Raw genomic sequence first — 25900 nt, forward strand, 5'->3', positions numbered from 1 at the left:
CATAGTAGTCAAACATACTCTCTATGTATTTGTACATCCTATACTCAGAACAGGAAACGAGGTTTCTTGGCCCGGTCTGTCCAACGATAGGATATGAGTGACACATTCCGCATGGCTCTTAATCTGGATGAGACGGATCTTGCGATCCTCGAGCGCGTCGAAGACGATTTCGACGTCAGTCTTGAAACACTTGCGGACCAACTCGACCTCTCAAAGTCCGCTGTACACTACCGCCTGAACAAGCTCAAAGACAATGGTGTGATTCAGGGCGTCACTGCGGACGTCGATCCGCTCGCGCTTGGCCTGGAGATGGCCGCAGTTACTGACGTTATGGTCACGCACGAGAGCGGATACTCAGAGGATATCGGCGAACAACTGATCGAACTTGACGGCGTCGACCAGGTTTACTACACGATGGGCGACGTCGACTTCGTTGTTATCAGTCGAGTTCAGTCGCGTGATCAGTTGAACGAACTTATCGATCGCATTGTTGCCATCGATGGTGTCAACGAGACGTCTTCGAAGTTCGTGATGCAGGAGTTCGAGGCAAACGGTGGTGTGGCCGGGAATCTCACCGACGAGGCGCGGGAAGCAGTGCTTGATTGGACCGACAAGTAGGTGACGACAGTCGAATTAAAATGTCAGATACATTTAATATTTCCTTAGGGCTCTGTTGAATTGCTAAACGACGTCGGGGTGCCGGTAAATCAAAGGAATTTCTCGCGTTGAATCTCTGTCTCGTCGTTGCGATTACCAATTATGACTATGGAGACAATCCGGAGGAAGTACCGTGATCTCGGTGCGAGAAGACTTCTATAATTCCATCATAAGTCTACAGTAAAATTAGAAACTACTTAAATCAGAGTTTGCGTCATTGCGTGCCGTCCGCGATTTCCAGCGCCGTGTTGGCCAGCACGGTCGCCGCCTCATAACAGTCGTCCCAGCTGGTAAATTCCTCCGGAGAGTGGCTCTTGCCACCCTCACTCACCGCGAACACCATGCCAGTGTTGCATACTGACGCAACGTGGGTCGCATCATGGCCCGCACCGCTCAACAGTTCGAGGTGCTGACAGTCGCAGGCCTTGGCCGCCCGACGGATTGCGTCGACGGTTCGGTCTGGGAACAAGACAGCTGGCGCGCGCATTCGTTCTTCGATCTCGACATCCACTCCTTCTCGTTCGGCGGCATGTTCGGCCTCAGCGAGCACACGCCGGTACGCCCGCTCGACGACCGCGTCACTGGGGTCGCGGAATCCCCAAGTTACCGTCACTTCTCCGGGAATGACGTTGATCGAGTTCGGAGAAGCATCGACATAGCCGACGGTTCCGACGGTCCGCTCACCGAGCGTTCCGGGGATGCGCCGCACTGCAGCAATGAGGTCGGCGGCGGCAACAAGGGCATCGCTGCGGTGGTGCATCGGCGTCGGGCCAGAGTGGTCGGCCTCACCGTGGAAAGTAGCCGCCCCCCACGTGAATCCGACGATACCGGTGACGACTCCGACATCTGCGCCGGCTTCGGCGAGCAGCGGCCCCTGTTCGACGTGGAGCTCAAGATACTCCTCGTAATCTGTCATGGGTTTTGCCGGAACGTCTCCACTGTAGCCAATCTCGTGGAGAGCCTCACCGAGGGCGACGCCGTCGTCGTCGGTCTTCGCACGTTCAGTATCTATGTCGTGGACGCCGGCCCAAACACCACTACCTTGCATGGCCGGCTGGAACCGCGATCCTTCCTCATTGGTCCAGTTGACGACTTCGACAGGCCGTGTTGTTTCGATACCCTTGTCGTTCAGAGTGCGGATGAATTCTAAGGCTGCGACCACGCCGAGCGCCCCGTCGTAGATACCGCCGTTCGGCTGGGAGTCGAGATGCGACCCCAACAAGATGGGCGCAGCGTCGGGGTTAATTCCCTCTCGCCGACCGAAGATGTTACCGAACTCGTCGACGCGCACCGAGAGGCCCGCCTCCTTGAGTTGATCGACGAACCAGTCCCGAATCTCTCGGTCAGCTTTGGTGAGTGCGAGTCGGTGGAGGCCGCCGTCCTCGGTAGCGCCGTACTCCGCTTGCTCCTCCATCGTCGCGACGAGACGTTCACGGTCAAGGCGGAGCGTCACGCTGCACCCTCCATGAAACTCAACGTGTGCGTTTCAGAGTCAATCTCATCGCGAGTAATCTCGGTTTCGTATTGCGTTCTCGAAAGAACGACGTATGGACTTGAAGTCATTGTGAACGTAAGTCAGGTGAATTGGTTTCTATCAATCGCCAGCCATCGACCGGCCCTTCGGTTCGTTGCCTGAGAGGAGAAGATGGCCAATGAGGAGCACGAGGAGTGCCGATCCGACGCCGACGAACGTCGATGGGACGCCGAACAGGCCGCCCGCAAACTCCGTTCCGACTCCGAGTAGAGCGCCGGTGACAACCGATGCCAGGATGGCTCGGCCACTTAGCCCCCCCCAGTAGAGTCCCATGTAGACGGGAATGAGGAACGCGCTCGTCAGCAGGACCGCCCGGAAGTTGTAGAGTTCGATGATCGTACCCGGCGGATTGACCGCAGCCGCGGTCGCGGTGATGCCAAAGACGATGGTCGCAACCCGGGACACCTTTAGCTGTGCCTCGTCACTGGAGTCAGGGCGGAAGTAGCTGTAGATATCACGCGCCGTGGTGATGCCAGTCGAGTGCAGTCGCGTGTCCGTCGTCGAGAGGATGGCGCTCATCACCGCGAGGATGATGACGACCCCTATTCCTGAGGGGACGTAATCGGTGATGAGCGTGGGGAAGGCGGCGTCCTGCGTCTGGATGGCCATCTCGTTCGTCTCGAGCGCGACCGTTGTGGCGCCGCCCAGCACCACGAGCGCTGAGAAGAACACAGTCAGGATGAAGCCGGCCGCCGCGAGGTGGATCTTTGCTGCCCTGACATCCTTGGTCGCGGCGATGCGTACGATGTAGTTCTGCTCGGTGAATATCGTCCCGAAAAACGCGACGATCGTCGCGACGATGCCGATGACAGTATACGCTCCCCCGCCTGTGGGGAGGACGTACGAGGGATCGACCGAGGCGAGTTGCTGGTTGATGGTGGTAAACCCACCGAGATCGAACGCCATGTACGCGAGCGAGAACAGCACTGCGCCGACCATCAATGTCCCTTGTAGGAGGTCAGTCCACGCGACGCTGACTAGTCCGCCGAGTACGGTATAAGCGATGAATACAATGCCGATGACCCACACCATGTACCTGTACGGGACTCCGGTGATGGTGGTGACAAGGAGGCTCGCACCGACGAGTTGCATGATCAGATACAGCCACGCGTTGCCGAGCAGTACTGTTCCCGCGATCGGCCGAGCTACCTGGTACCCTGTGACGCTGGCGATGATTTCCGGGAGAGTGAGCAAGTTCAAATTCCGGATGCGGTCGACGACGAAGTAGAGCGCGCTGATCCCGAGCATCAGGCCGAAGATAGTGTGTGTCATCAGCGTGTAACCCTCGCCGTATACTGCGCCGATGAAACCGATGACGCTCACCGCGCTCACGAAGTTCGCGACGAACGACCACGTCGCAAGCCACGGACCCATCTCCTGTCCGAACGCCCAGAAATCCATGACGTCCGAGGTTTTGGTGTACCCCCAGATGCCGATCGCGAGCACGATCGCGAGGTAGACGATGAACGTCCCGAGGTAGAATGGATTGATCTCAGCCATCGGTACGCCCCCGGTCGGCTACGGCCTCGCTGCCGTCAATGGTTTGGTCAGTCGTGACGTCATTCACCGGTCTGCCTAAGAGCACGTGCACGACTACGTAATGTATAGCTCCGAGGCTTCCTGCAACAAGTGTCGCGACGAACACAATAAACATCGATACTGGCATGCCAATTACTGTCATGTGTTTCTATCTGCCACATTCCACGCAACACATTTTAAAGATAACGGTATATACAGGACTATGTACACTGAAATATTATTTAGAGTGGAAATTGTATAGCCGATATTGTGTATATTAGGATATTATTGTAAATACTGGTTGTATAGCTAAATTCCTCCGCCAAGTGTCTACTCCAGTTCGCCGGAGAGCACTTCTCTCGCCGCGCCGAGTAACGCATCGAAACCGTGGCGGGCACTCGACAAATCGACGTGCTCGTCGTAGGTGTGCGCCTGAGCAATATTTCCTGGCCCCCAAGTGATAGCCTCGATACCGGCGCCGTTAACGAAGTTCCGGACGTCAGTCGACGCAGTGATACCCCATGGATCGGGCGCTACGTCTGCAACCTTCGCCGAGTGACGCCGGAATACCTCCGCGAGCGAACTATCGACATCGATCGCCGCCGATTCATACGTCCGGGTGCGTTCCCACGACACTTCGATATCATGGTTTTTGGCGACCTCCGCGAGCACCTCATTTATTTCGGTGTCAATATCTTCGATGCTCTCTCCAGGGAGGAACCGACGGTCAACCGTGATAGTCGCCTGCCCGGGGACGACGTTCTCTTTCGTCCCTGCATTAAACATCGTCACGGTCGCATACGCACATCCGACAAGTTCGTCCTTGCGCGTCCGGACCTTCTGGTCGTAGTTAGCGAGCGCGTCTAGAACCGGCTGAGCGTACTGGATGGCGTTTTCGCCTTGGTGGGGACGACTCGCGTGAGAGGGATCGCCTGAGACGGTGATTTCGTACCATGCCAGCCCCTTCTCGCTGGTCGCAGTCCGCATCTCAGTCGGTTCGAGAACGACACCGTAGTCGCCGTCGTACCCCTGTTGCAGGAGAGATTTTGTACCGGGTTCGGCAGTTTCCTCGCCGATGGCAGCGTGGAACACCACTGATCCCTGGAGTTCGCCCGACTTGATCTCTTCGGCGAGTTCTGAGGTCACCAACATCCCGATCGCGATTCCGGTCTTCATGTCGACGCTCCCGCGCCCGTACAGTTTCTCGTCTTCAACGTGGTTGCCATAGGGGTCGTGGGTCCACTCGTCGGTGTCTCCCGCAGGTACCACGTCGATGTGTCCGTTCAACACAAGTGTGGGCTCACTCTCTCCAACGCGAACGCCAACCTGTGGTCGATCTGGGTATGGCTCCGACACCAGTTCGGCGTCGATACCACGCTCGCCGAACCATTCGACGATGAATTCCGAACAGGCTTCTTCGTTTCCAGGTGGATTCTCCGTCTCGATCTGTACGAGATTACCAATTAGTTCGGTGAGCTCCTCCGCAGATTCTGTGAGTGACATACACTGTCATATACAATTATCAGTGAAAACTGTTTTCACAAAGTAATATATAGTGCGGAATTGCTGGTTGAATATAGTATAGAATCCAGACACAATCAGATACAAGAGAACAGATTCCATTATAGTTGCTTCAAGAAGCAAATGCGTTCAATATTATATCCAGATGCAGTGTTGAACGCAAGACAGTGCCGTCACAGAAACTTTGACCTTCACTTTTCCATCGGCAGCTACTCTCTATCGGTAGATTTTGAGACCCGACGATTCGATTTCAGCCGACTTGTGCAGTATCAAAACATCAGTTTCACAAGATGCTGCACGAAGCGCTCGCTCGGCGAGAGTAGTCTGCGTCACTTCTGAATCGTGGCTACATCGGTACGCTATTCGAATCCGGCGATTTGAGCGAACGCTTCTGAAGCGAGTATTCAAACCAAACTCCGATCACTCATGCCGTGCGAGCGCTGGTCTGGTATCGCCAGTTCCGTGAAATTTTCCTCATGTTCTCCATCATTAACATAGAAAGCCACTGTGAAGCTCTCTAACCACCATTTAGCAGCTATTAAACAAGGCACAACAAAGCAGTATAGCGGAGTGTCGGATTCATCCTGACCCTACTGGATCAGGCGTCTCCTCGAACCGCTGTGATCACGGCCAGAGACCGCGGTTAGCATGGGCGTCAACCAACCGCGAGAGTGCAACAATGTATGCTGCATCTCGCCACGTCACATCTCTCTTTTCAACCTCTGCCCGAACGTCATTCCACGCAGACATCATTTCTTGGTCTAGTTCGTCCTGTACTTCCTCGAGCGACCACGATCGTCGGTTGATATCCTGGAGCCACTCGAAGTAGGAGACTGTGACTCCGCCGGCATTGGCGAGGATGTCCGGGACGACCGGAATATCGCGTTCGGCCAGGATCTCATCCGCCGCGAACGTCGTCGGTCCGTTTGCACCTTCGACAATGAGATGGGCTTGAATACTGTCGGCATTGGCTTCGGTAATCACGTCACCGATCGCTGCCGGAATGAGAAGATCGACGTCCAACGTGAGCAGTTCATCGTTTCCGATTATCTCGTCAGCGTAGTCGGTAACAGCCTCGGGTTCCTCGTCGTGTGACGGGATCTTATGTGGATCGAGCCCTGCTGGATCGTAGGCTGCTCCGTTGACGTTACTGACCGCGACGACGATTGCGCCCCACTCATCGAGCAGGCGGGCTGCGTTTGCCCCGACACTTCCGAACCCCTGGACGGCGACAGTTGTCTCCGTGGGAGAATAGTCGTAGTAGTTGCAAGCTTCGCGAGCAATAAGTGCGACGCTCCGTCCTGGCGCTTCTTCTCGGCCATAACTACCTCCGATGACAGGCGGTTTACCAGTCACAACACCCGGGAGCGTCTCTGCCTCTTGCATGCTGTAGGCATCCATGATCCACGACATCGTCTGAGAATCGGTCCCCATGTCGGGTGCAGGAATGTCTTTGTTTGGCCCGATGGTGTCTCGAATTTCGTCTGTGAATCGTCTAGTAAGGCGTTCTTTTTCTGACGTGCTCAGCTCTTTCGGATCAACGACGATACCGCCTTTTGCGCCACCGAACGGCAGGTCCATCACAGCACATTTCCATGTCATCCACATCGAGAGACCAATACACTCCTCGCGAGTGACCCCTGGGTGATATCGTAATCCGCCCTTGTATGGACCGCGAACGCTGTCGTGATGAGCACGATAGCCAGTGAAAACGTCAACCGTTCCATCATCGCGTTCAACTGGTACCGTTACCTCATGTACCGCTGCTGGATATTTGAGGCGTTCAATGATGTTGGAATCAATATCGAGGTGAGCTGCAGCGTGTTCAAGTTGGCGTCGCGCTGTTGCAACTGCTGACGTGACTTCCTCTTCGTCGCCGGGCTGCGACACTGTACTTTCGACTGTCGTTGGAGGTGTATTAGAGGACATCTCTTGTGGTATCGGAGATCGCACTTATTCGAGCGACAGAGCCCGATTTTGGAAGGTATTAGTTCGCCCACAACGATCACATTTCTCGGTCCGGATATCGGTGGAAACAATCTCACCACAGCTCAGACACTCGTATGTCGATGTGGTATCAGAACTACTCCTTATGTCGTACATTACATGCTACTGGCCATTTGGTGGGTGCATAAATATTAGGAATTAATGTAATATAAACACGTATAATCATACTAGGAGAGGATATCGGCCGGCTGGTATTCAATGCCCTGGATGATGTGGTTACGGTTGAACAACTTCTTGTACCGTGTTGAACGCAAGACAGCGGCACTGTCTAGATGAGTGTTTGAGGAACGAGCAGGTGGTGGCAAGAAGTGTCTATGCAACTCGCCAACCTGCTCAGTGTAGCTTCAAGCCTGAACCTGTAGATCTTCTTCAATCTCAATTGGGTAGAGCTGGCGTAGCTTGACCCGGGCGTCGTCAGTAGTAAACTGCCAATCAATGGGACGATTGGTCGTGTTTCGACGCCTTTGCCACGCAGCGACCTCCGCTCGGAGGGTCGCTGCGTGGTAGATCCGGCAATCAAGGCACTGCCGTTTGAGAACGCCTATCTCGATTTTGGCCATATTCAGCCAGCTTCCTCTCTTGGGAGTGTAGTGAAACTCGAAGCGATCAAGATACGCTTGGGCATAATCTGGCGGAAAGAACTGGTAGAAGGCAGCGGGCTTGTGTGTATTGAGCTGATCCATCACTACCCGGATGCGGTAATGATCAAGGAAACTTTTGAAAATCAAGGAACTTCTCACACCAGCTCTTTGCGAAACTGACTCGTTGTGTCACTTGATCAAATACGTCCTTGACGAGTTCGTGGAACTCGTCTTCGTTCTCAACGATGATCGGTGCCATCGTCCACTTGAGGTATTTCCAAACCTGTTCGATTGGGTTGAGATGTGGTGATCCTGAAGGAAGGAACACGAGATCGATGCCAAGTTGGTGCGCCCGCTTGCGCGTGTATTCACAGATGTGGGAGCCGTGCTTGTCCAAGACGAGCAGAATCCGCTTGCCGGGATTCTGCTCGCGTACCGCCTCTAACACCTTGCAGATCTGCTCTTTCTCTTCGGTTTCTTTCCACTGGACCACACTGGTGCCGTTCACTGCGTAGAACCCAACCGCCGAGTCTTCTGTCTTCACTAACGGCCGCTCAACGTGTGGATCATCGACGTACCAGACACGTCGTGAATTATCATACGGTTGTGGTTGTGATGCATCGAAAAACCCGAGAACAGTGCCACCATCTGTACAGATATCGTCGTTGACGATCCACCCTTCTTCATCATCTCCTTCACGTTTGTTGTGGGGTTGATCATCTTCGTCGAGCGCGTCGTCGACGCGCTCTTCGAGAATCTCCTCTGGATTCTCCGGTCGCCATGGACGTTTTGGGCGGGGTTTTGCATACGATAAGCCCAATTCACGGAGGAATTTCCCGAGATAGTCCGGGTGATATTCAACGTCGAACTCCTGTTTGAGAAGATGGCGAATCTCCTGTGATTTCCACGGCTGTCCTTCTCGAAGCATCTCAACCAACTGTTCCTGTTCGTCTTCGTCGAGTTTCGGGGGTCGACCGCCCCCGAAACTCGGCATCAATCCTTCGAGCCCACCTTCGTTCCAAGCATCCGCCCAGCGACCGCCGGTCGCTGCCGACCTGCCCTCACGGTCGGCAGCTTCCGCAATCGAATCGCCATAATAGAGGTTCTTCAGAAAACCCAACCGCTCTTTCCGGCGATCGTCTTTAGCCTCGCGGAGGAGTTCATCAATTTCCTCTTCTGAAAGATGATATTTGATCTCCTTCCGACGATCTTCACCCATCACCTGGTGAGCGAACGTGGCCAACAAAAGTTTTCACGATCATTACTGCATCCGGGTAGTGAACATCTGCGAGCTCGACCATTTGGTCGATCCATTCTGTTGTTCGCCTCTTCTCGGTAATTTCAACGTTCACCCAGCCAGTCAGCGGTTCTGTCGAGAGGTGTATTCGCTGTTTCCCGTTGGAGCGTGTCATGCAATGGTTCTCAACAGATATTATTCACGCCATATGTATTAAACAAAGTCAATGACTGGCGAAACTACAGGATCATACACGAATTGAGAGCTGTATAATCGTCAGGTAGAGGGTGTAAGTCGTATTCTATGACACGCTGCGTTGCGTTTGTAGCGGTGGTCGGAACGGGCGACCGCTCCCGGTCGGGCCGGGAGCGGGTCGCGTTCGTGTCCTCGTAGAGCCTTGCTAGATTCGTCAAAGCAGATGACTGGACGATTCTCGTCGTACGGTTCGTGGTAGAGGCTGAGAACATCTTCCATGTAGTAGACGAAGTCAGCGTTCTGTTCTGGTGGTATCTCCCAGTAGCTGGAGAGATGAGGTTTCAGGGCATTTTTTAGACGCTGTCGAACGGCCTCGTGAGAGATCGACTCGAAGTCGATCTCGTCGAGAGTGACGAGTTCGTCAGCAAGGAGGTGTAGTGTCCAGCGTGAATGGCCCTCTGGTGGTTCGCTGCAGGCGAGTTTGATGAGGTGGGCTTCAGCATTGCCGTCAAGCTTTCGTTCGTACTCACGGTCGGGCTTGCGGCGATAAATCGCCGCGAGCCCTCGTTCAGTGTAGTCTTTGCGCGTGTTGTGGACGGTTTGGGGATGACAGCCGACGTGCTCACTGATTGCCGCATCAGTGAGCCCGTCGTCAGCTTTCAGCAGGATACGTGCGCGTGTGTTGGCTTGCGCCCTCCGTTCACCGGTGGGGGTGAACCATTCGAGCGTCTTGCGATCTTCGTCGCTGAGTTCAACAATGTACTTTTTCGCTCCCATTCGGTAAGAGACGCGCTCAGAGAAGATACGTTAGACGTTCACTGTTGAAGCTACACTCAGTTCAACCTCAATCTAGCAGTGCCCAATGCGGCCAAATATTCTTCACTTGAAATTAGGAATGGCCGCTATGCGGTGTATCCTTCGGGTTTTGAGTTTTGAACGACGACAGTGATGCTGGACGGGTAGCTCACACCTTCGGTGCTGGGATCATTGCTGTCGTTATCGACCACCACACCAATATCTTGGATATTACCCCAGCTACTGGAACTATAGTCTATCTCTTTGGCGTTGCTAGAACCAACGATAGTTCCACTACTGCTGTCTTGAATATCCAGAAGCTTTCCCGAGCCCACATTGTCCTGTGATTGTATATACACGTAGTATGGTGCGGTGACTGTGTCTGAAGAATCGGGATCGGGTGCGCTCACTTCGATATCAAACAGTGAATTGAACGTACTCACCGCATCTTCGTTCAGGCTACCAAGTTGTAGTTTGAACTGATTACTGTTGGGGCCTGCACTTGTAGTCACGTACGTGCTATCTGTTTGGGTGAATTGAACATAGGCACTTCCATCGCCACTCGTACTCACATTCACCGACCGGTCTGCCTGCACTTGGCTGAACGCGCCTGTCGATAGTGCAGCTCCACCAGTTGCAACGATTCCCCCCAGTCCGACTAATACATTACGTCGATTCATTTTCATTGTTACAGTTACCTCCCGCGTGCCAGCACGATTTCGATAGGTGCCAGAACGCAGTTCCTACTCCATAGTAGGAATGCCACCCACTTTGTATTGATTGACCAGAAGCTCTGAAGCATAAGCAATACCCTATTCAAGAGTGTCTTGAAAGCGTATCGAGGATCAATTGAGCCTCAAATGTGCGATGAAATATCATGGTGCCCGGTAACATTCCCTCCGAATATACCCCTAGTCTTGAGTGAAAGAAACGCTGTGCTGATGTAACGCATAGTGAAAGACCCCAAGATTCGATGTCTCGGTAAGTGGGCGAAAAGGGGAGGCGAGGGGATTCGCACAATATGCGTGGTGGGCAATGTCTTGGTGAAGTCTTCCATAGCAGAAGATGTGTTACTATAGTCACAAAAATATGACGGGAGAACGCAGAAGTGAAAATCGAGAACATACCGGTCTCTCCGCCTTGAGTGTGGAGAAAAGCAGCGAAAAAGGTTCGATCGACGGCGGCACTAGTTAATGATCGCCCATCGACGGTTGGCTGCGACTGCTAGGAACAACAACCCCGCCGTTGCCGGGGGCGCAAGTGCCGCTGTCGTCGCAGGAGAGAGCTCACGGTTTTGCAGTGTTAATCCCGCTGGGTCCTGAACGGTTACTTCGCCTGCAGTGACGCCGCTGACTGCGATTTCGTAGGTGCCCGCTGATTCGAACTCTCGTTCGAATGTCACCGTCCGCTCGCTGTTTGCGGGGATCGAGACGGCCCGACTGTCGACGACGATGCCGTCGACCGCCACCTCGAGCGTCCGATCGACCCCCCTGTCGGTCGGATTCGTGACGGTTGCTCGAACGGTGGTCGAATCGCCCGTGGTGACCGTTGTGCTGTCGACGCTGGCGTTGACGACGTCGATCGGCGGCCCCCCGACGGTCACCGACTGACTACCTGCTCCCGAAACGCTGATCTCGTGTGTGCCAGGCCACTCCATCGTGCGCTCGAACGTGACCGTTCGTTCCTCGCCCGGTTCGAGGACGATCGTCCGCTGGTCGACAACGATGCCGTCGACGGTCAACTGTGCTGTCGTCTGGCCCGACGCGTCACCGTCGTTGCGGTAGGTCGCAGTCACCGTGACCGCCTCGCCGGCGTTGGCCGTCGTTGGCGAGACAGTGAGGTTCGTGCGTTCGATCGCTGGCGAACCCGACAAACTCGTGCCGCTTGCACCTCCTGCGGACTGTTCCGATCCGGTTTCGTTGTCGGTGTATTGTACCGTGATCGTGAAGTTCTCTGTCGTCTCTTGGACAGACCGAGTGTCAACAGTTACACCGACGGTCTTGGTGTCTCCGGCGGCGAGCTCGAGCCGCGAGTCGTTCGTGATCGCTGAGCCGTCGGCATAGAAGGCCACTCCCTCGAGATCATGGTCGATCCCCATGGCCTCTACATCGTCTGCATTATCACCCACCTCGATCGTGAACACTTCCGAAAAGGTTGTCTCCGCGCAGTCATTTAGCGCCTCGAATTCGAGGACAAGTTCGCCATCCTTGAGGGTCGCGTACTCGGCGTCGACCGGTTCGAGAGTGACGTCATCGCTTCCCGGACTCTCACCAATTGTGATCGCCGCAGTCGGGACTGCGAGTGCCAAGAGAAAACAGATCGCAGCGGCGGTAAGTGGGATTTTGGTAGATGACATTCGAAATACACTCAACACTGAGATTGACTGAGGCTCTTACCTGCGCCAATGAACATTACTAACATTGTATTTCATCTACTTTGTATTGACTACCCAGAGACTGTTCAAGCCGACCTTGAACACCCGATTTGGGGCGTCTTACGAATTTGGATGTCCCGTGTGCAACTCACCAGACGGTCACCGAGGAACATACAGACCTTCTCGACCGGTTCCGGACTGGCGAGTACTCGATACCCCACAGGTTCTCGATGAAGGTGTCGACCATCCGTCTTTAGCTAAGAGACGAACCGCATGACAGCGACGGCTTATCGGGGCTATTTTTCGAGAGGAATGAGGAGGAGAAGTCTGTGCACAACCCTACCTCCTCACCGCGAATTATGCGTCGGCTCACTACGCTTTTTCGATCTGAGTTCCTCGAAGAGCACGCCGAGGATAGTGATTAACGCAACTTTTGGATATACTCGCCGAGATGATTCTCGATCCACGAGCTCGCAAAGCTCAACCGTTCGGTCAGTTTCGTGAAGAACTCATCGAGGAGGGCGCGGTACTCATCCGCGCCCTCCACGATGAGTGGTGACGACTCCCATTTGAGACTCTTCCAGACGGATTCGATCGGATTGAGGTGTGGAGAACCGACCGGAAGAAAGATGAGATCTATTCCAAGTTCGTGAGCGCGTTTCCGCGTGTATTCACATGTGTGTGAGGGGAAATTATCCAAGACGAGCAGAATCCGCTTGCCGGGATTCTGCTCGCGGATCCGTCGAAAACACTCACAGATCTGCTCTTTTGTCTGATCCACGGGGAACTGGAGAACACTCTCGCCAGTAAGCGCATAGAACCCGGCCGCTGGTGTATCGATTTTCACCAGCGGCCGGGTGATCGTCGGCTCGCTGACGGTATAGAGCCGCTGAGAATTGTCCCATGGTTGCGGGTGAGAGATGTCAAAGAAGCCGATTGCTGTGCCTCCATCTGTACAAATATCGGCATCAATCTCCCAGTTTTCGCTACTGTCGGCGTTAGAGCGTTTGTTATGGGGCTTCTCAGGGCCCTCCTCGTCGAACGCGTCTGCAACGCGTTCGTCGAGGATCTTGTCAGCGTTGTCTGGTCGATCTGGCCGCTCTGTCCGCGGAATTGCGTACGAGAGCCCGAGGTCGGCCAGCATTCGTGGAAGATAATTCGGATGATACTCAATGTCGAATTCAGTGTTCAGGAAGTGCTGTATCTCCTGTTTTTTCCACGGTTCGCCTTCTCGAAGGAGTTTGACGAGGCGCTCTCGTTGGCCATCGCCGAGCTTCGGGGGCCTGCCGCCCCCGAAGTTCGGCATCAACTGACCAAGGCTACCTTCATTCCAAAGATCTGCCCAGCGACTTCCGGTTGACTGGGACATTCCGACATCATCGGCTGCATCTTCGAGCGTCGCACCCTTGTACAGCCGCTTGATGAAGGTGAGGCGCTTGCTCATCTTCTCATTATCTGTCTGCGTGAGCAAGCGGTCGAGATCGTCCTCACTCAGGTGACGGACGATCTCTTTTTCTTGACCAGCCATGACGTCACCGACTCAGAGTACACCCAAACCTTCTGTGAATCGAGCGTGTCATAGAATCCAACTCATAGCTTGAGTTTCTCACGTCCTGGATCGTGTCCTCGCTCGTAGTTGGTGATTGCAATGACGATCCGAAGACACAGCGCAACAAACACTTCTGTTCGTGCGTGGACGCGGCCTCGGGCGCGGACGTGCCCGAGGCCGCAGTCCTTGACTGCGTCGTTGGTTCGTTCGACTCCTGTCCGGTTGTTGTACGTCTCGTCCAAGATGGATTGTTTCAGCTGAACGTCCTCGCTGTGTTTCTCGATTCGGTCTTCGACTCTGTACTCGATGTCTTTCGGGTCGTCAGTGTTTCGCGGATTGTATGGAGCGATTGGCACGACTACCTGCTGGCCGCAGGAGTCGTGCCAATCGAGGATGTCGTAGGCGCTGTCCCCAAGCATCCAGATCGGTGTGTCGACGGCGAGCGCGTCACGTGTGACGCGCATCGCCGTTTCTTGGTCTGCTTGTTTGGCCTGTGTGAACTCTGCTGCTATCGGGATCTTTGCGCCGGTTGAGACGATCGTACAGCCGAAGCCGTAGTAGTACTCTTCGGCGGTTGGATCGTAGTTCCATGAGGCAGCGTCGTTGTACTGGATCGCCTCGATGTGCGTCGAATCGATGGAGTACGTCGAGTCGAGCAGGCCGCGGGCGGCGGCCTGCTCGACGAGTATCTCGAAGATATCGTCGACGACGTGTTCGAGGTCGGTAAGAAACCGGTCAATCGTGTCTCTGGATGGTGGTTTGTCGAGTCCGCAGTAGTACCAGACGAGGCCGTGCTGGAGTTCTCGTGTAACTGGACGTGTGCCGTAGATGTCCTTGTAGTAGCACCTATGGAAACGCTGCTGACCGGCCAAACCACCGCTGACGATAAAATGATTGGGTGTGCTGATGTCTGCCGTCCTTCACAGTCGGCAGGCGGTCGATATCTTTTGCTGTGCGGTCGGTGCGGTGCAGTTGCTATTGGAGATAGCAGTCGCTCACTGATGGCCTCGGCCGGCCTCTGAGGGCCGCCCGTAATCAGGAGTCCCGAACGACAGATTCTGTGCACGAGACGGGTGACTGACTCCGATTGCTTACCGACTGTAAAGGGATGTCTCAAACGACATCCGAGTTCTGCTCTGTTGAATAGATGCTGAGTCACGGTTACAGAGGCTCACACAGCGATTCTATATTGATGAGGGCGAACATCAGGACAATTTCACGGAACTGGCGATACCAGCCCAGCGCTCGCACGGCGTCGCCGAGCGAGCGCTTCGTTGTTGAGTACGAGGTTTCGGCCATCCAGCGCTGAGAGTATCCTTTTGCCCGAATGAGCGCGTTGTTCATGACTGCATTCGGTGATGAGCCGCGGTAGTGAACAAGGTACTCAATGTCAAGTGCGGAGATTTCGTACTCAGTGTGCCAGTCTTGGAACGCGTTGTCGGCAACCACGGACTGCAGGTCGTCCGCGTTTCGGCGGACGACCTGCGGTCCGGTCTTCGTATCGTGCTTCCACCGTGCTGTGATATGGACATCGAGAACAGCGAGCGACTCTATATCAGTTAATGTCGTCACTTTCAGCGTCTGCACGGTATTTCCTGACCGCTGGCGGAAGTACGACGACGAACGGCGGCGGTCAAAGAACGTGCTGTCGAGAGCAGCGTGGCCAGACTGCGGGTGTTGCTGCGCTGAAACGCGCAGCAACGCCCGCCACACCCACATTTTCAGCCGGTCGAACGACTTGTAGATCGTGCTGTAGTCGGGGAGGTTCTCTCGATCGAGACCGAGTACGTCACAAATCTCGGTCATGTACTTCAACCGATTCGGCGTTTCACGGTAGCTGTGACCTTCTTCGAGCCGAAAACAGTGTAGGACGACATGGACCCAGCGGGCGAACCCGCCGCTGGCGGGCTCGCCCGCGTGCTTCCCCAACGCTTGTTTGGCTATGTCACGACACTGCTCAACGAAGTCGAGGATATCGATTTCCATAGGACAGAATCGAATTCCTCGGCTTCATCCTTCTAAACCAGTGATATCGGCTGATTAGATCGCTGTTCAACAGAGCACCGAGTTCGAGTCTGCGATCAGCAGACTCGAACAACAGGCCGAGGAATTGATTCACAAAGACACGGACCTCCTGACCGTGGTCCGTGGGTTTGACTTCAGTGAGACTGCAGTCTACGAAGCTGGGAAAACCGAATGGAACGCTCGCTACGGCTACGAGCCGATGGTACGGGCGTTCTATTGCAAGGAGCTCTCCGGCTTCACGACGACAGAACTCCACGACTACCTCGCGACTGCCGAGCGTGCTAGCACGCTCGGCTTTGATCCCGACCAGTTCGCTGGGGACAAAACCGCACCGGGTCGGACCACACTCGGTCGCGCCTGGCGCGACCGGTTCCCGAACCGGCTTCAAGCCTTCATCCGAATATCTGCTGAATGTATCCTCGCGGTTGCCCACGAGATGGGCAACCCGCTCGGACTGCGCGCGCTTCACCCTGAGGACAAGAGCGACCTTTCCAACCGCTCAGAACAGCGCTACGTCACAGGCAAAGCAAAAGACGTCACGGAGGCCCTCTGTCAGATCGTGTTTCCGGCGATTGACCTCGATCGACCGGACGACGGAACGCGGTATGACGATACCGCGTTCCTCGATCTCCAGAGCTACCTCGGATTAACCGGGACTGCTGCCAACCAAGGAAGCCGGATCTTCGACGAGGAAACAACTCGCGAAAACGGCGGTCCTGACGGTGATACGCATCTCCACTACATCAAGCAACTCGAGGCGATGGAGATCGCCTCGATGGTCAACGGAGCGATTGGAACGATGATGTGGGCTGCTGAGCAATACTACTCGATCGATCGCCACGTCGATGTGGCGATCGATATCACCTATATCGCCTACTACGGTGATCGTGACGAGTTCCAGATGAGTACAGGTGCACCACCGAGCAAATCGTACTCGTGGTGCTACAAAATGGCGACCGTCTCGATCGTTGGGAAAGAAGTGAAGTTCACGCTCGGGATGCGGCCGCTACGCGGCTACATCCCTCGGCGAGTTCTCGTTGAGCAACTGCTCGAAATCGCGAGTGACCATGTTTCGATCGGGACGGTCTACGCCGACGCCGAATTCGACGGCGTCGGCGTGATCCACGCGGTCGAAGAGGCGGGCCTCTTCTATCTCATCCGAAAATCCTCGGATGACCCGGTCAAGCGGTTTGTACAGGACATGGATCACGACGTCGGCGTCAAACAGAATCACGAGATGGAAGGAACCATCGTGGGTGGCAGTGTAACGGTCACCCCGACGCTGGTCGGGGTTCCCTCAGATCGGAAGGAAGGTGCAACGGTGACGTTCGTGACGAACCTCTCGGTAAGTGATGCGACAAAGAAGGCGCGGGGGCGTACCCGCCGCGTGATGCGGCGGTACGCCCGCCGATGGGGAATAGAGAACAGCTACAAGTCGATCAAAGACTTCCTCGCGTGGACGACTTCTCGAAACACCGCCGTTCGAGTGTTCTACTTCGGCTTTGCGGTTATTCTCTACGATATGTGGTTGCTCGTTGACCTGCTGGTGCAGGTCAGCCTCGACATTGACCAGCGACTGAAACCACGCGTGCCTGCGCGGACATTCCTGAATATCGTCCGCAAGGAGGTTCCTGTGACGTAGGCGTTCCGCGGCGGCGGAACGCCGACTCATGAGAGATATCTCTGCTTAGCCATTCTATTTTCGAGCGAATCACACCAGGAATGAACGATGCCGATCTTCGAGCGCTAACTTGCACAGGCAGCTCTAATTTTTCACTTCACCCATCAGTGTAGCAAATTGACGCTCATCGCTCGCTGATGCACATTCCGAACACCTGATTACAGCGGCAGTCGAGCTGTAACGCCCATGACTCGGCTTCTTTCGCACACGGACCAGTCAGTGCAACGTGCTCGGGGCACACTACTACAGTCGGTCTCTTGCGTCCCATGCTTGCTTCACGTTCTCATGGCATAGCAGCGTTTCCATCGAGTCAGTGCAGAAAGCGAAAGAGGTCTGGTGGCTGGTGAACTCGTGTTCGCCCCCGCTTCGAGGGGGCGAACACGTCGTATTCCAGTAGAAACTCGAACTCAAGATGCTCGAATAGCGGTACTGTCTCGGTAGCCGCGACATTCAAGAAGTCGTCTACCGAAGCTACGTCTTGCAGGGTTGTTGTGTTGGACACACTTCGCGCACCCTGCTGCTTCGCACGTGACGCTTTCTATGACACGCTCTATGGATAGTGAATTTTGCCAAAAGCACTAACGAAACGACATATGATGCTACTATCTTGGGCACGTGTAGCCTCATCAAGCGACGAACTATACGGTACTTGTCCATCGTGTCAGGCGATCGTGGATGCGAAGTTCGCCATCCATCCAGTATACATATCCCAGCAAAAGGAGGCCACCAACAGCTGTTGCACCGACGTGGACGAACCCCTCTTCACCAATATATTGGGTCGGTCCGACAAGATTTAAGACGAGTAGTTCCGGCGTCTGCTGTGAAACACCAAGTCCAAACACTGCGCTCTGGGTGTAGTTGTAGAATATATGGAATCCCATAGACAGTGCAAGTTCACCGGTCAACACATAGACGCCACCGAGCACTAGCCCTGCCAATAGGTAGTATCCGTAATGGCTGAGATGTGTGACTTTCCCGCCATGCAAGAACGCGAAAACGATGCAGTTGATAGCAAGCGCAATACCGATCGCGATTTCATTCCGTACGTATCCGTTGACCCCTTCAGCGATGTTCTTCAACAGCACTCCTCGGAAGATGAACTCTTCCCACAGTCCCGCAACCATAATATAGCCGAAGACAATGACCATCGCTGGGAGAAACGAAATGACACCCGGTGTCTGTGCGATACCAGCGACAGTTACCCAGTCGGCACCAAGTCCCACTGCAACCGCACCGGCGTTAATAAGTGTCGCAGCTAACCCGCCAACGGCGAACATCTGCAACCACTGACGATCAAATGACAGACCGTACTCTGTGGCTGGGCGACGGTCAATCAGTCGACTACTGACGAGAACCGCACCGATGAGGACACCTGCTATCCCAATCATTTCGGCTGACTCTCTGACCGGATGCTTGAACTGTGATCTGACGATCGACTGAACGATAGCGATGGCGAGAAATGTAGTGATGACTGGAATAATCGCACGGAAAGGTGCGCGTAGGCGGTGGTGATCATGATTCCAGACTGGCCATATAACACATCGCCACAGTTGTCGAAGTCCAGTTGGGGCTGCCTGTTTTACTGATGACTGTGGTGACATACCCGAATCGAGAAGAGTGAGGATATTATTACCGGAGGGACGGCTTCTGTCCCGGAAGCTACGGTTGCCTTTTTACTACTGCCCGAGCACGAGTCGGTATATGGACGAGGATGAGGACGAAGTTCTCGCGTTGCTTGAAGACAAGTACGCGCGGGCCATCCTCGCCGAACTCACGACTGAACCTATGTCTGCTTCCGAACTTTGTGCGTCGTGTGACATGTCAGATCCGACAGCATATCGTCGTCTCGAGCGACTCGAGGCGGCTGATCTCGTGACCGACCAACAGGTGGTTGACTCGGATGGCAACCACTTCAAACGGTACGCCACGACGATCAAGGATGTGACCGTCTCGTTCGCTGATGGAGCGTACGACGTGACTATCACACGCTCGTCGACAGATCCGTCCGACCGGTTCACCGATCTGTTCGAGGGGTTGTCCTGACATGCTGGACGTGGTCTTACAATTGCGGGCGACTGGAACGAGTTCCCTAATCGCAGTGATAGTGGTTGCTATCTCGGTGCTCACGATCATCATGTCGGTTGCCATCGCCGTGGTTCTCCTGCGTGACTATCGTCGTGAACCGGGTCATATGGGGCAGTTGAAACTCGCAGTTGGGCTGCTCTTGCTGGCGAGCGTTCCAGAACTCCTCCGGATCGCTTTGCCCACTATGACGAGCGTTGGGGTTGTTGGTCGTTCGATCCTCGTGAGTGGTTGTGAACTGTCTGGTCTGGGAATCATCCTGCGGACCATCTTCGGAGGAGATTCATGACGCCCGCCGAGTTGTCGGTTCTGACGGTGGTGACACCCAGCGAAATTGCGTGGGGGTCGCGGGCACTGACCGCGCTCGTCGGCTTCTTGGTCGCTGCCCTCGCCTACCGTGGGTACTGGCGCAACGATGCACCAAAAATGCGCTCGCTTGCAATCGGCATCTTTCTCTTGACTACCGGTGTCTTCATTATAGTTGCCGTCGTCAGCAGGCTGGACGCTGGGATTGGACCGGTGCTACTCACACGCGGGCTTGTGACCGTCGTAGGACTCGGCTTCGTTTTGTATGCCCTTGTGTACCAGTAAGGGGGCAAAATGGTTCCCTCCCCAGGCGGACAACCCTGGAAGGGGTCTCGACTCGTTCTTGAAGCGGTTGAGTCCTCGCTCGTGAGCGACGCAGATGCCGTCGAAGACGAGAATCAACAGATAGTGTCGGATGATGGAGCGGCGAACCAACTCTCACTCGTCAGGCATGATTTCCTATACTATATGTAATGGTAATTAAGAAATTCTTCTATTGATAAGTCCATATGGCATGGAATCGGCGACAAACGCTTGCGGGCGCGGTCGGGATAAGTGCAGGCGCTTTGTCGGGCTGTCTCAATATCCTTAACGGCAATGAAAATCGCCCTCTCCCCCGAATCTCCAACGGGGACGTGGCTACAGTCGGCCCACGATGCCGGTAACACGGGCGCCTCGAATTTCACTCCTCCAGAACGTGGAACGCTGGCATGGAATGGGGGAAGTGCCGAAACGATCCCACCGCAGGTCCACGAGGAGACGGTGTATTCCGTCGGCGACGCACTGGTAGCGCTGGACGGCTAGACCGGCGAACAGCAGTGGCGGACCAACCTCGAAGTCGATTCCTCGGGCGCACCGCTGACACAATCGGCCGTCACCGGTGAGCACATTTTGCTCGGGTCCACGGGCCGGTTGATGTCGTTCGATCCGACCGACGGCAGCAAGCAATGGACGCGGACGATCGATGGGGTTCCAATCGGACCGATGACAGTCGCTCCCGATCTGTCGATCGGTGTTGTTCCCTTCGAACGCCCCCAACGGGACGACCCCGTTCTCGAACTCGTGGCGTTTTCCGTCGCCTCGGGTGAGACGGAGTGGACAGCCCCGCACCGGGCCTCCGTTCGCACGACGCTACCGGCGGTGTTCGACGATTGCGTTTACGCCAGCGGATACACAGAGGACGAAACGCCGATCCTCCGCTCCTTCGCAGCCGAAGACGGAGCCCTGATATGAACGCACTCTTGACGCTCCAACAACCCCACCGGTGGCCACTACGATGGCGTCTTCATCGGTGACGACGGCGCCGTTCTCGTTTATGACCCAAAAACGGGCGAACATCGCACTTCGGTCGCCGTCGCGGACCGAACGAACCGCGCGATTGCCGTCGCCGATGTAACGGTGTTCGTTCTGGGCGTTGACGGACCCGCTTCGGTTTCCGCTTCAGATGGCTCAGAGCGGTGGTTCACCGATGGGGACCCACAGGCGGACAGCCTCGCAGTCGACAGGACACTGTCGTTGCGCCGATCTCCGGCGATGCATTCGACCTCGAGACTCTTGACCGTGTATCGGAACTTTCAACCGAATGGATGGAACTACTCAATGGTATTACGCCGTTGCCGACACGTTCGACCCGACAATCAGTGCTCCCCCCGCATCGCCGATGGGGAAGTCTTTGCGATGAGCAATACGAACTCTGGGATCACTGCCCTCGGCGATCTTCCGCCGAACGAGGAGTGAACCAGACGCTCGTACAGTTGCGTGCGTCAAGGCTTTCCGATATTTGAGTCGAAACGACGATCGATCCACTCGGCAATCAGACTGAGTTTATTTTCGTGAAGCGTGGCAAGTCATGCGAGTGTAGATAACATTGAATATTATATAATTTATAATTAAACACTATTCGCTGCGTATAAATATGCAAAGGTTGAATAGTGGGGGAAATTAGCATTCGTTATTACAGAACAATTACACACGAGAAGTCACTGAAGCGGCTACACGAGACCGTATCGAGTGGAGATCCAATCATCGGTGCTGGTGCAGGAACGGGTATGTCGGCGAAGTTCGCCGAGCGCGGCGGTGTCGACCTCCTGACACTACTAGACAGGAGTCAGCGAGATGTCGCTCGCGAAAACCGGCCCGTCTCCGGCGGTGACGGCCGAGTCTGAGCGACCGATCTTCAGATAGTTCTGTTCGACAGTATTAGTCGTGTCGATGACTTGTGGGATGATCTACACGAGCATCGCCGTCTCGCTTTCGTCCCTGACGCGCTCGACGACCATTGCTGGAACTGCGATGTTCCGTGTTTTCCTGCTCTTTTACGTTGTATGGAACAGTCCCGGCGTTATATTTAGGCTGCTTGGTGAGCGAAAGTTCCTCTTTTTCGATACCGTAACGTATACGCAGGAGTTTCAGGGGCAAGAAATGATGGCAGAGCGGCGGCAAGACTGGACGTACTTCATCACGAATCTCGATCCTGGCCAGGCATACAACAGAGGTTTAACATTCCTCATCGACGTTGATCTGCTCGAGCAGGGATCGACCACCAGTGCACAGATGTTCGGCGGCGAGCTACCAATCTACCTCAATGATTGGTTCTCCTTCATGATTCTGCTGTTTTGGATCGTCGTGCCGCTCGGAATCGGACTCTATCGGTTCGATCGTGTCGACATCTGACTCTCCGTTTCTCGACTGTGGAGAAGGGCACCGGTAGCGTGGCACTGCCAGCAGTCTCTCGTGGAACGAAATGGGAACCCGTAACTCGCCCACCACAGCAAGCCGCTGTGTATGGGAAGTCGCGCCTTTCAGGAGGTGTGAATGTCACTGTATCTTAACTTTTATAACCACGCGGTTGAACGTCTATTCATATGTCATCAGTATTGAAATCGCTAGCGAAACTGCGATCGACGGACGGCTTCAGGGCGTTTCTGGCCGTGTGCATGGTCGCAGTCGTTGGCGTTGCAACGATCGGACTCCCGGTCGTCTTCGGCGGTGCGACGACGACTGCACAAGCGACTGAGCCCTCCCCGGAGTTCGAATCGCACGACTCGATCACACAGGTCGACTCACAGTCTGAGCCGGCCGATGATATCTATCTCGGCGACAACGGAAGCGCCGTCCTCCACTATGAGAACGACTCCGAGGACCTCGATAAGATCGACGTGGGTATGGACGTCAGTGAAGGTTTGGTTCACATGCTTGTCGTTGATGACGTCGAGAACCCAAACGAGGATGTAGAATCAGCGAGTTTCTCGACGATCCTCAACCAGCAGGGCCTCTCCGGAAACGGATCGATGGTCATGCAGCAGCCGGACGATCTCAAAGATCTCACTGTTGACGTCTCTGGAGAGGTCTCCGAAGACGCCAACGAGTTCAACGCGGAGATGTCTGGGTCGTTCAACGGCGAGAATACGAGTGCTGGGACAGTCAGTACGAGCGGCGAAATCGCCGCGACTGCGGATCGGTTCGAGACGAACGGTGAGGTGTTCGCAGAGACAGACACCATGGGTAGCGGGTCGAACATGTACGTCGATGCGGCCGTGACGGAGACGAAGAGCGGCTACACGGTCGACGTTACCCAAGAACGGAACCTGTCCCAGTGGACGGTGAGTCAGTGGGAGACACGAGACCAAGCCAAACAAACGCTTCAGGGCCAGTATGGGATGCTCGCTACGAGTCTCAACGGAACTAGCAAGATCGAGATCACGAACTACGACTTCCAGAACCAATCGAGCGGCCACTCCCAGCTCGAGATCGCGTACACCGTTACGTACACCGGCGTCGACAGCGGTATCGAAGAGCAGCTAACCGACCAACTGGTGTCCGATGAGTCGGCCGATCTGACCCGCTCGGAAGCACGAGAAATCGCGACCAGTGTCACTGAGGTTCATCTTGAGACGATCTCGTTCATGGTGGACGTGAACGAGGGCACGGTTGACGCCGACTGGGATATTGCGATCGCGAACTACGACGAACTGACCCTCTCGATGTTCGATCTGATGGAAGCAACCGATACGACTGGTCAGCTTCCTCAAGAGCAACTCGAGAATGCGCGAAAATCCATCGAGGCTCAGCAGGCGGCGAACCTCGAGTCGACATTTACCTGGGACGGGTCGGTCGAACAAGCATCGTCCGGTGATCTGTCGTTCAATGCGACGATGACGGGCGATACCAAAAACTGGAACGCCTACATCGACGAACTCGAGTCCCGCGACGTCGAGCCGCCGAACGATGTCACGTTCGATCTCACGGCCGAAACCGACGGTGACGAACTCTCGATGGACGGCGAATTCAAACTCGAGTCAAAAGATCTGGCTGGACAGACGATCAAGAGTTGGGCACAGTCGATCCAAAACAGTCAGTCGTCGACGACGATGTCCCCGAAAACAGAAGAGTTCGTGTCGGCGCTGAACGAATCCGAACTCAAGGTCGCTCGCATCGACGCCGGGCTCAAGGATGGCACGGTGCGCGTCGAAGCTGGCGCACAGTTCGAAAACATGAGCGAGATTACCGACACAGTCAGTGAGAGTCTGTCCGTCAGTGGCGTTGCGACCGAACAGCACAACGAGACGACATCGATGTACGTCTACGTCGACGACATGGACGGGATTGACACCGCCTCGGCAACAAAGGCAGATCTCGAGCAGTTGAGCGTGGTCGGGCCCGAGACGACAGTCCACCAGGCCGGTGAGTGGGAGGACGACTTCCCACGACCCGATACTGACGCGATGAGTGAATTCCTCGAGACTGAGACCGAAGACGCTGCTAAAGACGACGAGAACACGGATGGCACACCCGGCTTCGGGATCGGGGCTGGACTCGCATCGATTGCAGGACTACTGACGGCGCTCGTGCTCCGACGGCGAGTATAGGCCGATCTCATTTGACGTGGATTCGTTCGCCGCCGTCTTTGACAGCGATGATCTCGAAACCAGCCTCTTTCAAGTCTCTCTTTTGCTTTTTGATGTCAACTATAGGAAACACGTCTGGCTTATATTTATTAAATAGCTATCTACCTTTTTGATAAAAAAGTGCTACTCTCACATGTCGTCGTTCTCAGCGACCCACTGTAATGCAGCAACGAGGACCTGATTCGCTGTCTCGACGCTGCCCCGTTTCGAGAGGGCGTGTGGCCCGTCGATCGGCCCCTCGAAGATAGTCCACTCGTCGCCGTCGTGGGCTGCCATGAGCCGCTGTTGACGGTCGTGGTCGTCGACAGCGATCATGTCGTCGTCGAAGTCGAGTTCAAGGTCAGCCACGTAGTAGTATTCCGTTACGTCGGTGTTTAATCTATCGAGGACAGGCGGTTTTGAGTAGGATTGGGGTAGACAGTCTACATGAACTACTGACATGCGAAGGGGCACCCACTGATCCGCTAGTTTTTTTTGAATATCCCATGCATGATTATGTTATGTCGCCAACCACTCCGAGCCCCGCGCAAGCGTTCGACGAGACAGACGGCGAGATTTTCACGGCGCTGAAAAACGCCCGCCGCCGGTACGTCCTCGATGTGCTCGCCGATCACGGTCAGATTGACAAAGGCGAGTTGGTGACTCGAGTAACGGAATTAGAACACGGGGCACTGATCGACGGCTTAGACCGCTCGACGGACCGGCACAATGTCTATGTCGCGCTCCAGCAGACCCACCTCGACGTGCTCGAGGACACCAACGTGATTCGACGCGAGGGCAACACGATCATCAAAGGCGAGCGCTTCGAGAGAGCCTACCGACACTACCAGACGGCGTTGAAAGTGCGTCAGAACGATGAGAAAGAGTCACTTCTAACCCGTCTTAAGCGAGTGGTTCAAATCCTGCGAGAATAGCTACTCGGTTTCCTATG

Annotated in this window: 22 protein-coding genes and 6 pseudogenes; 12 read left to right on the forward strand and 16 right to left on the reverse strand. The window is 55.0% G+C overall.

Going from position 1 to position 25900, the window contains the following annotated elements; translation table 11 throughout:
• The first annotated feature begins 93 nt into the window (after nt 1-93).
• Complete coding sequence (locus BDK88_RS16650; protein WP_130501417.1) at nt 94-618, forward strand: Lrp/AsnC family transcriptional regulator; 525 nt, start codon at nt 94-96, stop codon at nt 616-618.
• Between the two features lie 253 nt (nt 619-871).
• Here the strand turns inward: BDK88_RS16650 and BDK88_RS16655 are convergent, their stop codons facing one another.
• The 3 genes from BDK88_RS16655 to BDK88_RS16670 all read right to left on the reverse strand — a co-directional run bounded on the left by BDK88_RS16655 (nt 872) and on the right by BDK88_RS16670 (nt 5212).
• Nucleotides 872-2110 (reverse strand): Zn-dependent hydrolase, encoded by a 1239-nt coding sequence (locus tag BDK88_RS16655; protein WP_130501418.1) that lies wholly within the window; start codon nt 2108-2110, stop codon nt 872-874.
• A gap of 141 nt (nt 2111-2251) precedes the next feature.
• Nucleotides 2252-3691, reverse strand: a complete 1440-nt coding sequence (locus BDK88_RS16660; RefSeq protein ID WP_130501419.1) for a sodium:solute symporter family protein — start codon at nt 3689-3691, stop codon at nt 2252-2254.
• 348 nt (nt 3692-4039) lie between these two features.
• Nucleotides 4040-5212, reverse strand: a complete 1173-nt coding sequence (locus tag BDK88_RS16670) for a M20 family metallopeptidase (RefSeq protein ID WP_130501421.1) — start codon at nt 5210-5212, stop codon at nt 4040-4042.
• A gap of 446 nt (nt 5213-5658) precedes the next feature.
• On the opposite strand from BDK88_RS16670, the pseudogene BDK88_RS16675 reads away from it, so the two are divergent.
• Nucleotides 5659-5751: pseudogene (locus BDK88_RS16675) on the forward strand (IS5/IS1182 family transposase); the annotation flags it as partial.
• Nucleotides 5752-5854: 103 nt separating this feature from the next.
• On the opposite strand, the gene gdhB reads toward BDK88_RS16675, so the two are convergent.
• From gdhB to BDK88_RS16730, 10 genes and pseudogenes are all read right to left on the reverse strand, one after another.
• On the reverse strand, nt 5855-7159 hold the full coding sequence (gene gdhB, locus BDK88_RS16680; protein WP_130501422.1) for a glutamate dehydrogenase GdhB: 1305 nt from the start codon (nt 7157-7159) through the stop codon (nt 5855-5857).
• 24 nt (nt 7160-7183) lie between these two features.
• Nucleotides 7184-7333, reverse strand: coding sequence for a rubrerythrin-like domain-containing protein (locus BDK88_RS16685; protein ID WP_130501423.1), 150 nt, complete (start codon nt 7331-7333; stop codon nt 7184-7186).
• A gap of 248 nt (nt 7334-7581) precedes the next feature.
• Nucleotides 7582-7935, reverse strand: a pseudogene (locus tag BDK88_RS16690) (transposase); the annotation flags it as partial.
• A gap of 7 nt (nt 7936-7942) precedes the next feature.
• Entirely contained in the window at nt 7943-9037 is a 1095-nt protein-coding gene (locus tag BDK88_RS16695) for an IS630 family transposase (protein ID WP_130499519.1), read from the reverse strand.
• A 294-nt stretch (nt 9038-9331) separates the two neighbouring features.
• Nucleotides 9332-10027: an IS630 family transposase gene (locus tag BDK88_RS16705; protein WP_207225309.1), complete on the reverse strand. Its 696-nt coding sequence runs from the start codon at nt 10025-10027 to the stop codon at nt 9332-9334.
• Nucleotides 10028-10152: 125 nt separating this feature from the next.
• Complete coding sequence (locus tag BDK88_RS16710) at nt 10153-10731, reverse strand: hypothetical protein (protein ID WP_130501424.1); 579 nt, start codon at nt 10729-10731, stop codon at nt 10153-10155.
• A 500-nt stretch (nt 10732-11231) separates the two neighbouring features.
• Entirely contained in the window at nt 11232-12401 is a 1170-nt protein-coding gene (locus BDK88_RS16715; RefSeq protein WP_130501425.1) for a CARDB domain-containing protein, read from the reverse strand.
• Nucleotides 12402-12840: 439 nt separating this feature from the next.
• On the reverse strand, nt 12841-13947 hold the full coding sequence (locus BDK88_RS16720) for an IS630 family transposase (RefSeq protein ID WP_130501426.1): 1107 nt from the start codon (nt 13945-13947) through the stop codon (nt 12841-12843).
• 62 nt (nt 13948-14009) lie between these two features.
• A pseudogene (locus BDK88_RS16725) lies at nt 14010-14822 on the reverse strand (transposase); the annotation flags it as partial.
• A 307-nt stretch (nt 14823-15129) separates the two neighbouring features.
• Nucleotides 15130-15954, reverse strand: coding sequence for an IS5 family transposase (locus BDK88_RS16730; RefSeq protein WP_130501427.1), 825 nt, complete (start codon nt 15952-15954; stop codon nt 15130-15132).
• Nucleotides 15955-16012: 58 nt separating this feature from the next.
• On the opposite strand from BDK88_RS16730, the gene BDK88_RS16735 reads away from it, so the two are divergent.
• Nucleotides 16013-17635 carry a transposase gene (locus BDK88_RS16735; protein WP_130501428.1) on the forward strand — a complete coding sequence of 541 codons (1623 nt, stop codon included), beginning with the start codon at nt 16013-16015 and terminating at the stop codon, nt 17633-17635.
• 352 nt (nt 17636-17987) lie between these two features.
• Here BDK88_RS16735 and BDK88_RS16740 read toward each other — a convergent pair.
• Nucleotides 17988-18176 (reverse strand): annotated as a pseudogene (locus BDK88_RS16740) (IS5/IS1182 family transposase); the annotation flags it as partial.
• Nucleotides 18177-18312: 136 nt separating this feature from the next.
• Nucleotides 18313-19062 (reverse strand): CPBP family intramembrane glutamic endopeptidase, encoded by a 750-nt coding sequence (locus tag BDK88_RS16745; RefSeq protein ID WP_207225310.1) that lies wholly within the window; start codon nt 19060-19062, stop codon nt 18313-18315.
• 313 nt (nt 19063-19375) lie between these two features.
• Here BDK88_RS16745 and BDK88_RS16750 point away from each other — a divergent pair, with 313 nt between their 5' ends.
• The 8 genes and pseudogenes from BDK88_RS16750 (at nt 19376) to BDK88_RS16785 (ending at nt 24930) form a co-directional block, all read left to right on the forward strand.
• Nucleotides 19376-19717 carry an ArsR/SmtB family transcription factor gene (locus BDK88_RS16750; protein WP_092935129.1) on the forward strand — a complete coding sequence of 114 codons (342 nt, stop codon included), beginning with the start codon at nt 19376-19378 and terminating at the stop codon, nt 19715-19717.
• A 1-nt stretch (nt 19718) separates the two neighbouring features.
• On the forward strand, nt 19719-20045 hold the full coding sequence (locus tag BDK88_RS16755) for a hypothetical protein (protein WP_092935127.1): 327 nt from the start codon (nt 19719-19721) through the stop codon (nt 20043-20045).
• Nucleotides 20042-20347, forward strand: coding sequence for a DUF7521 family protein (locus BDK88_RS16760; RefSeq protein WP_092935125.1), 306 nt, complete (start codon nt 20042-20044; stop codon nt 20345-20347). The genes BDK88_RS16755 and BDK88_RS16760 overlap by 4 nt, the downstream gene beginning before the upstream one ends.
• A gap of 312 nt (nt 20348-20659) precedes the next feature.
• Nucleotides 20660-20866 (forward strand): hypothetical protein, encoded by a 207-nt coding sequence (locus BDK88_RS16765; RefSeq protein WP_130501430.1) that lies wholly within the window; start codon nt 20660-20662, stop codon nt 20864-20866.
• A gap of 12 nt (nt 20867-20878) precedes the next feature.
• A pseudogene (locus tag BDK88_RS16770) lies at nt 20879-21295 on the forward strand (outer membrane protein assembly factor BamB family protein); the annotation flags it as partial.
• Nucleotides 21296-22026: 731 nt separating this feature from the next.
• A pseudogene (locus BDK88_RS22350) lies at nt 22027-22158 on the forward strand (phosphoenolpyruvate hydrolase family protein); the annotation flags it as partial.
• Nucleotides 22159-22273: 115 nt separating this feature from the next.
• Nucleotides 22274-22735, forward strand: a complete 462-nt coding sequence (locus tag BDK88_RS16780; RefSeq protein ID WP_092935119.1) for an ABC transporter permease subunit — start codon at nt 22274-22276, stop codon at nt 22733-22735.
• Between the two features lie 191 nt (nt 22736-22926).
• Complete coding sequence (locus BDK88_RS16785; protein WP_165396984.1) at nt 22927-24930, forward strand: hypothetical protein; 2004 nt, start codon at nt 22927-22929, stop codon at nt 24928-24930.
• Nucleotides 24931-25098: 168 nt separating this feature from the next.
• Here BDK88_RS16785 and BDK88_RS16790 read toward each other — a convergent pair whose 3' ends face one another.
• Nucleotides 25099-25317 (reverse strand): hypothetical protein, encoded by a 219-nt coding sequence (locus BDK88_RS16790; RefSeq protein ID WP_092935418.1) that lies wholly within the window; start codon nt 25315-25317, stop codon nt 25099-25101.
• 152 nt (nt 25318-25469) lie between these two features.
• Here BDK88_RS16790 and BDK88_RS16795 point away from each other — a divergent pair, with 152 nt between their 5' ends.
• Nucleotides 25470-25883: a DUF7344 domain-containing protein gene (locus BDK88_RS16795; protein WP_130501432.1), complete on the forward strand. Its 414-nt coding sequence runs from the start codon at nt 25470-25472 to the stop codon at nt 25881-25883.
• Nucleotides 25884-25900 lie beyond the last annotated feature (17 nt).

This window comes from Natrinema hispanicum, from assembly GCF_004217335.1.
In the GTDB taxonomy this organism is placed as follows: domain Archaea; phylum Halobacteriota; class Halobacteria; order Halobacteriales; family Natrialbaceae; genus Natrinema; species Natrinema hispanicum.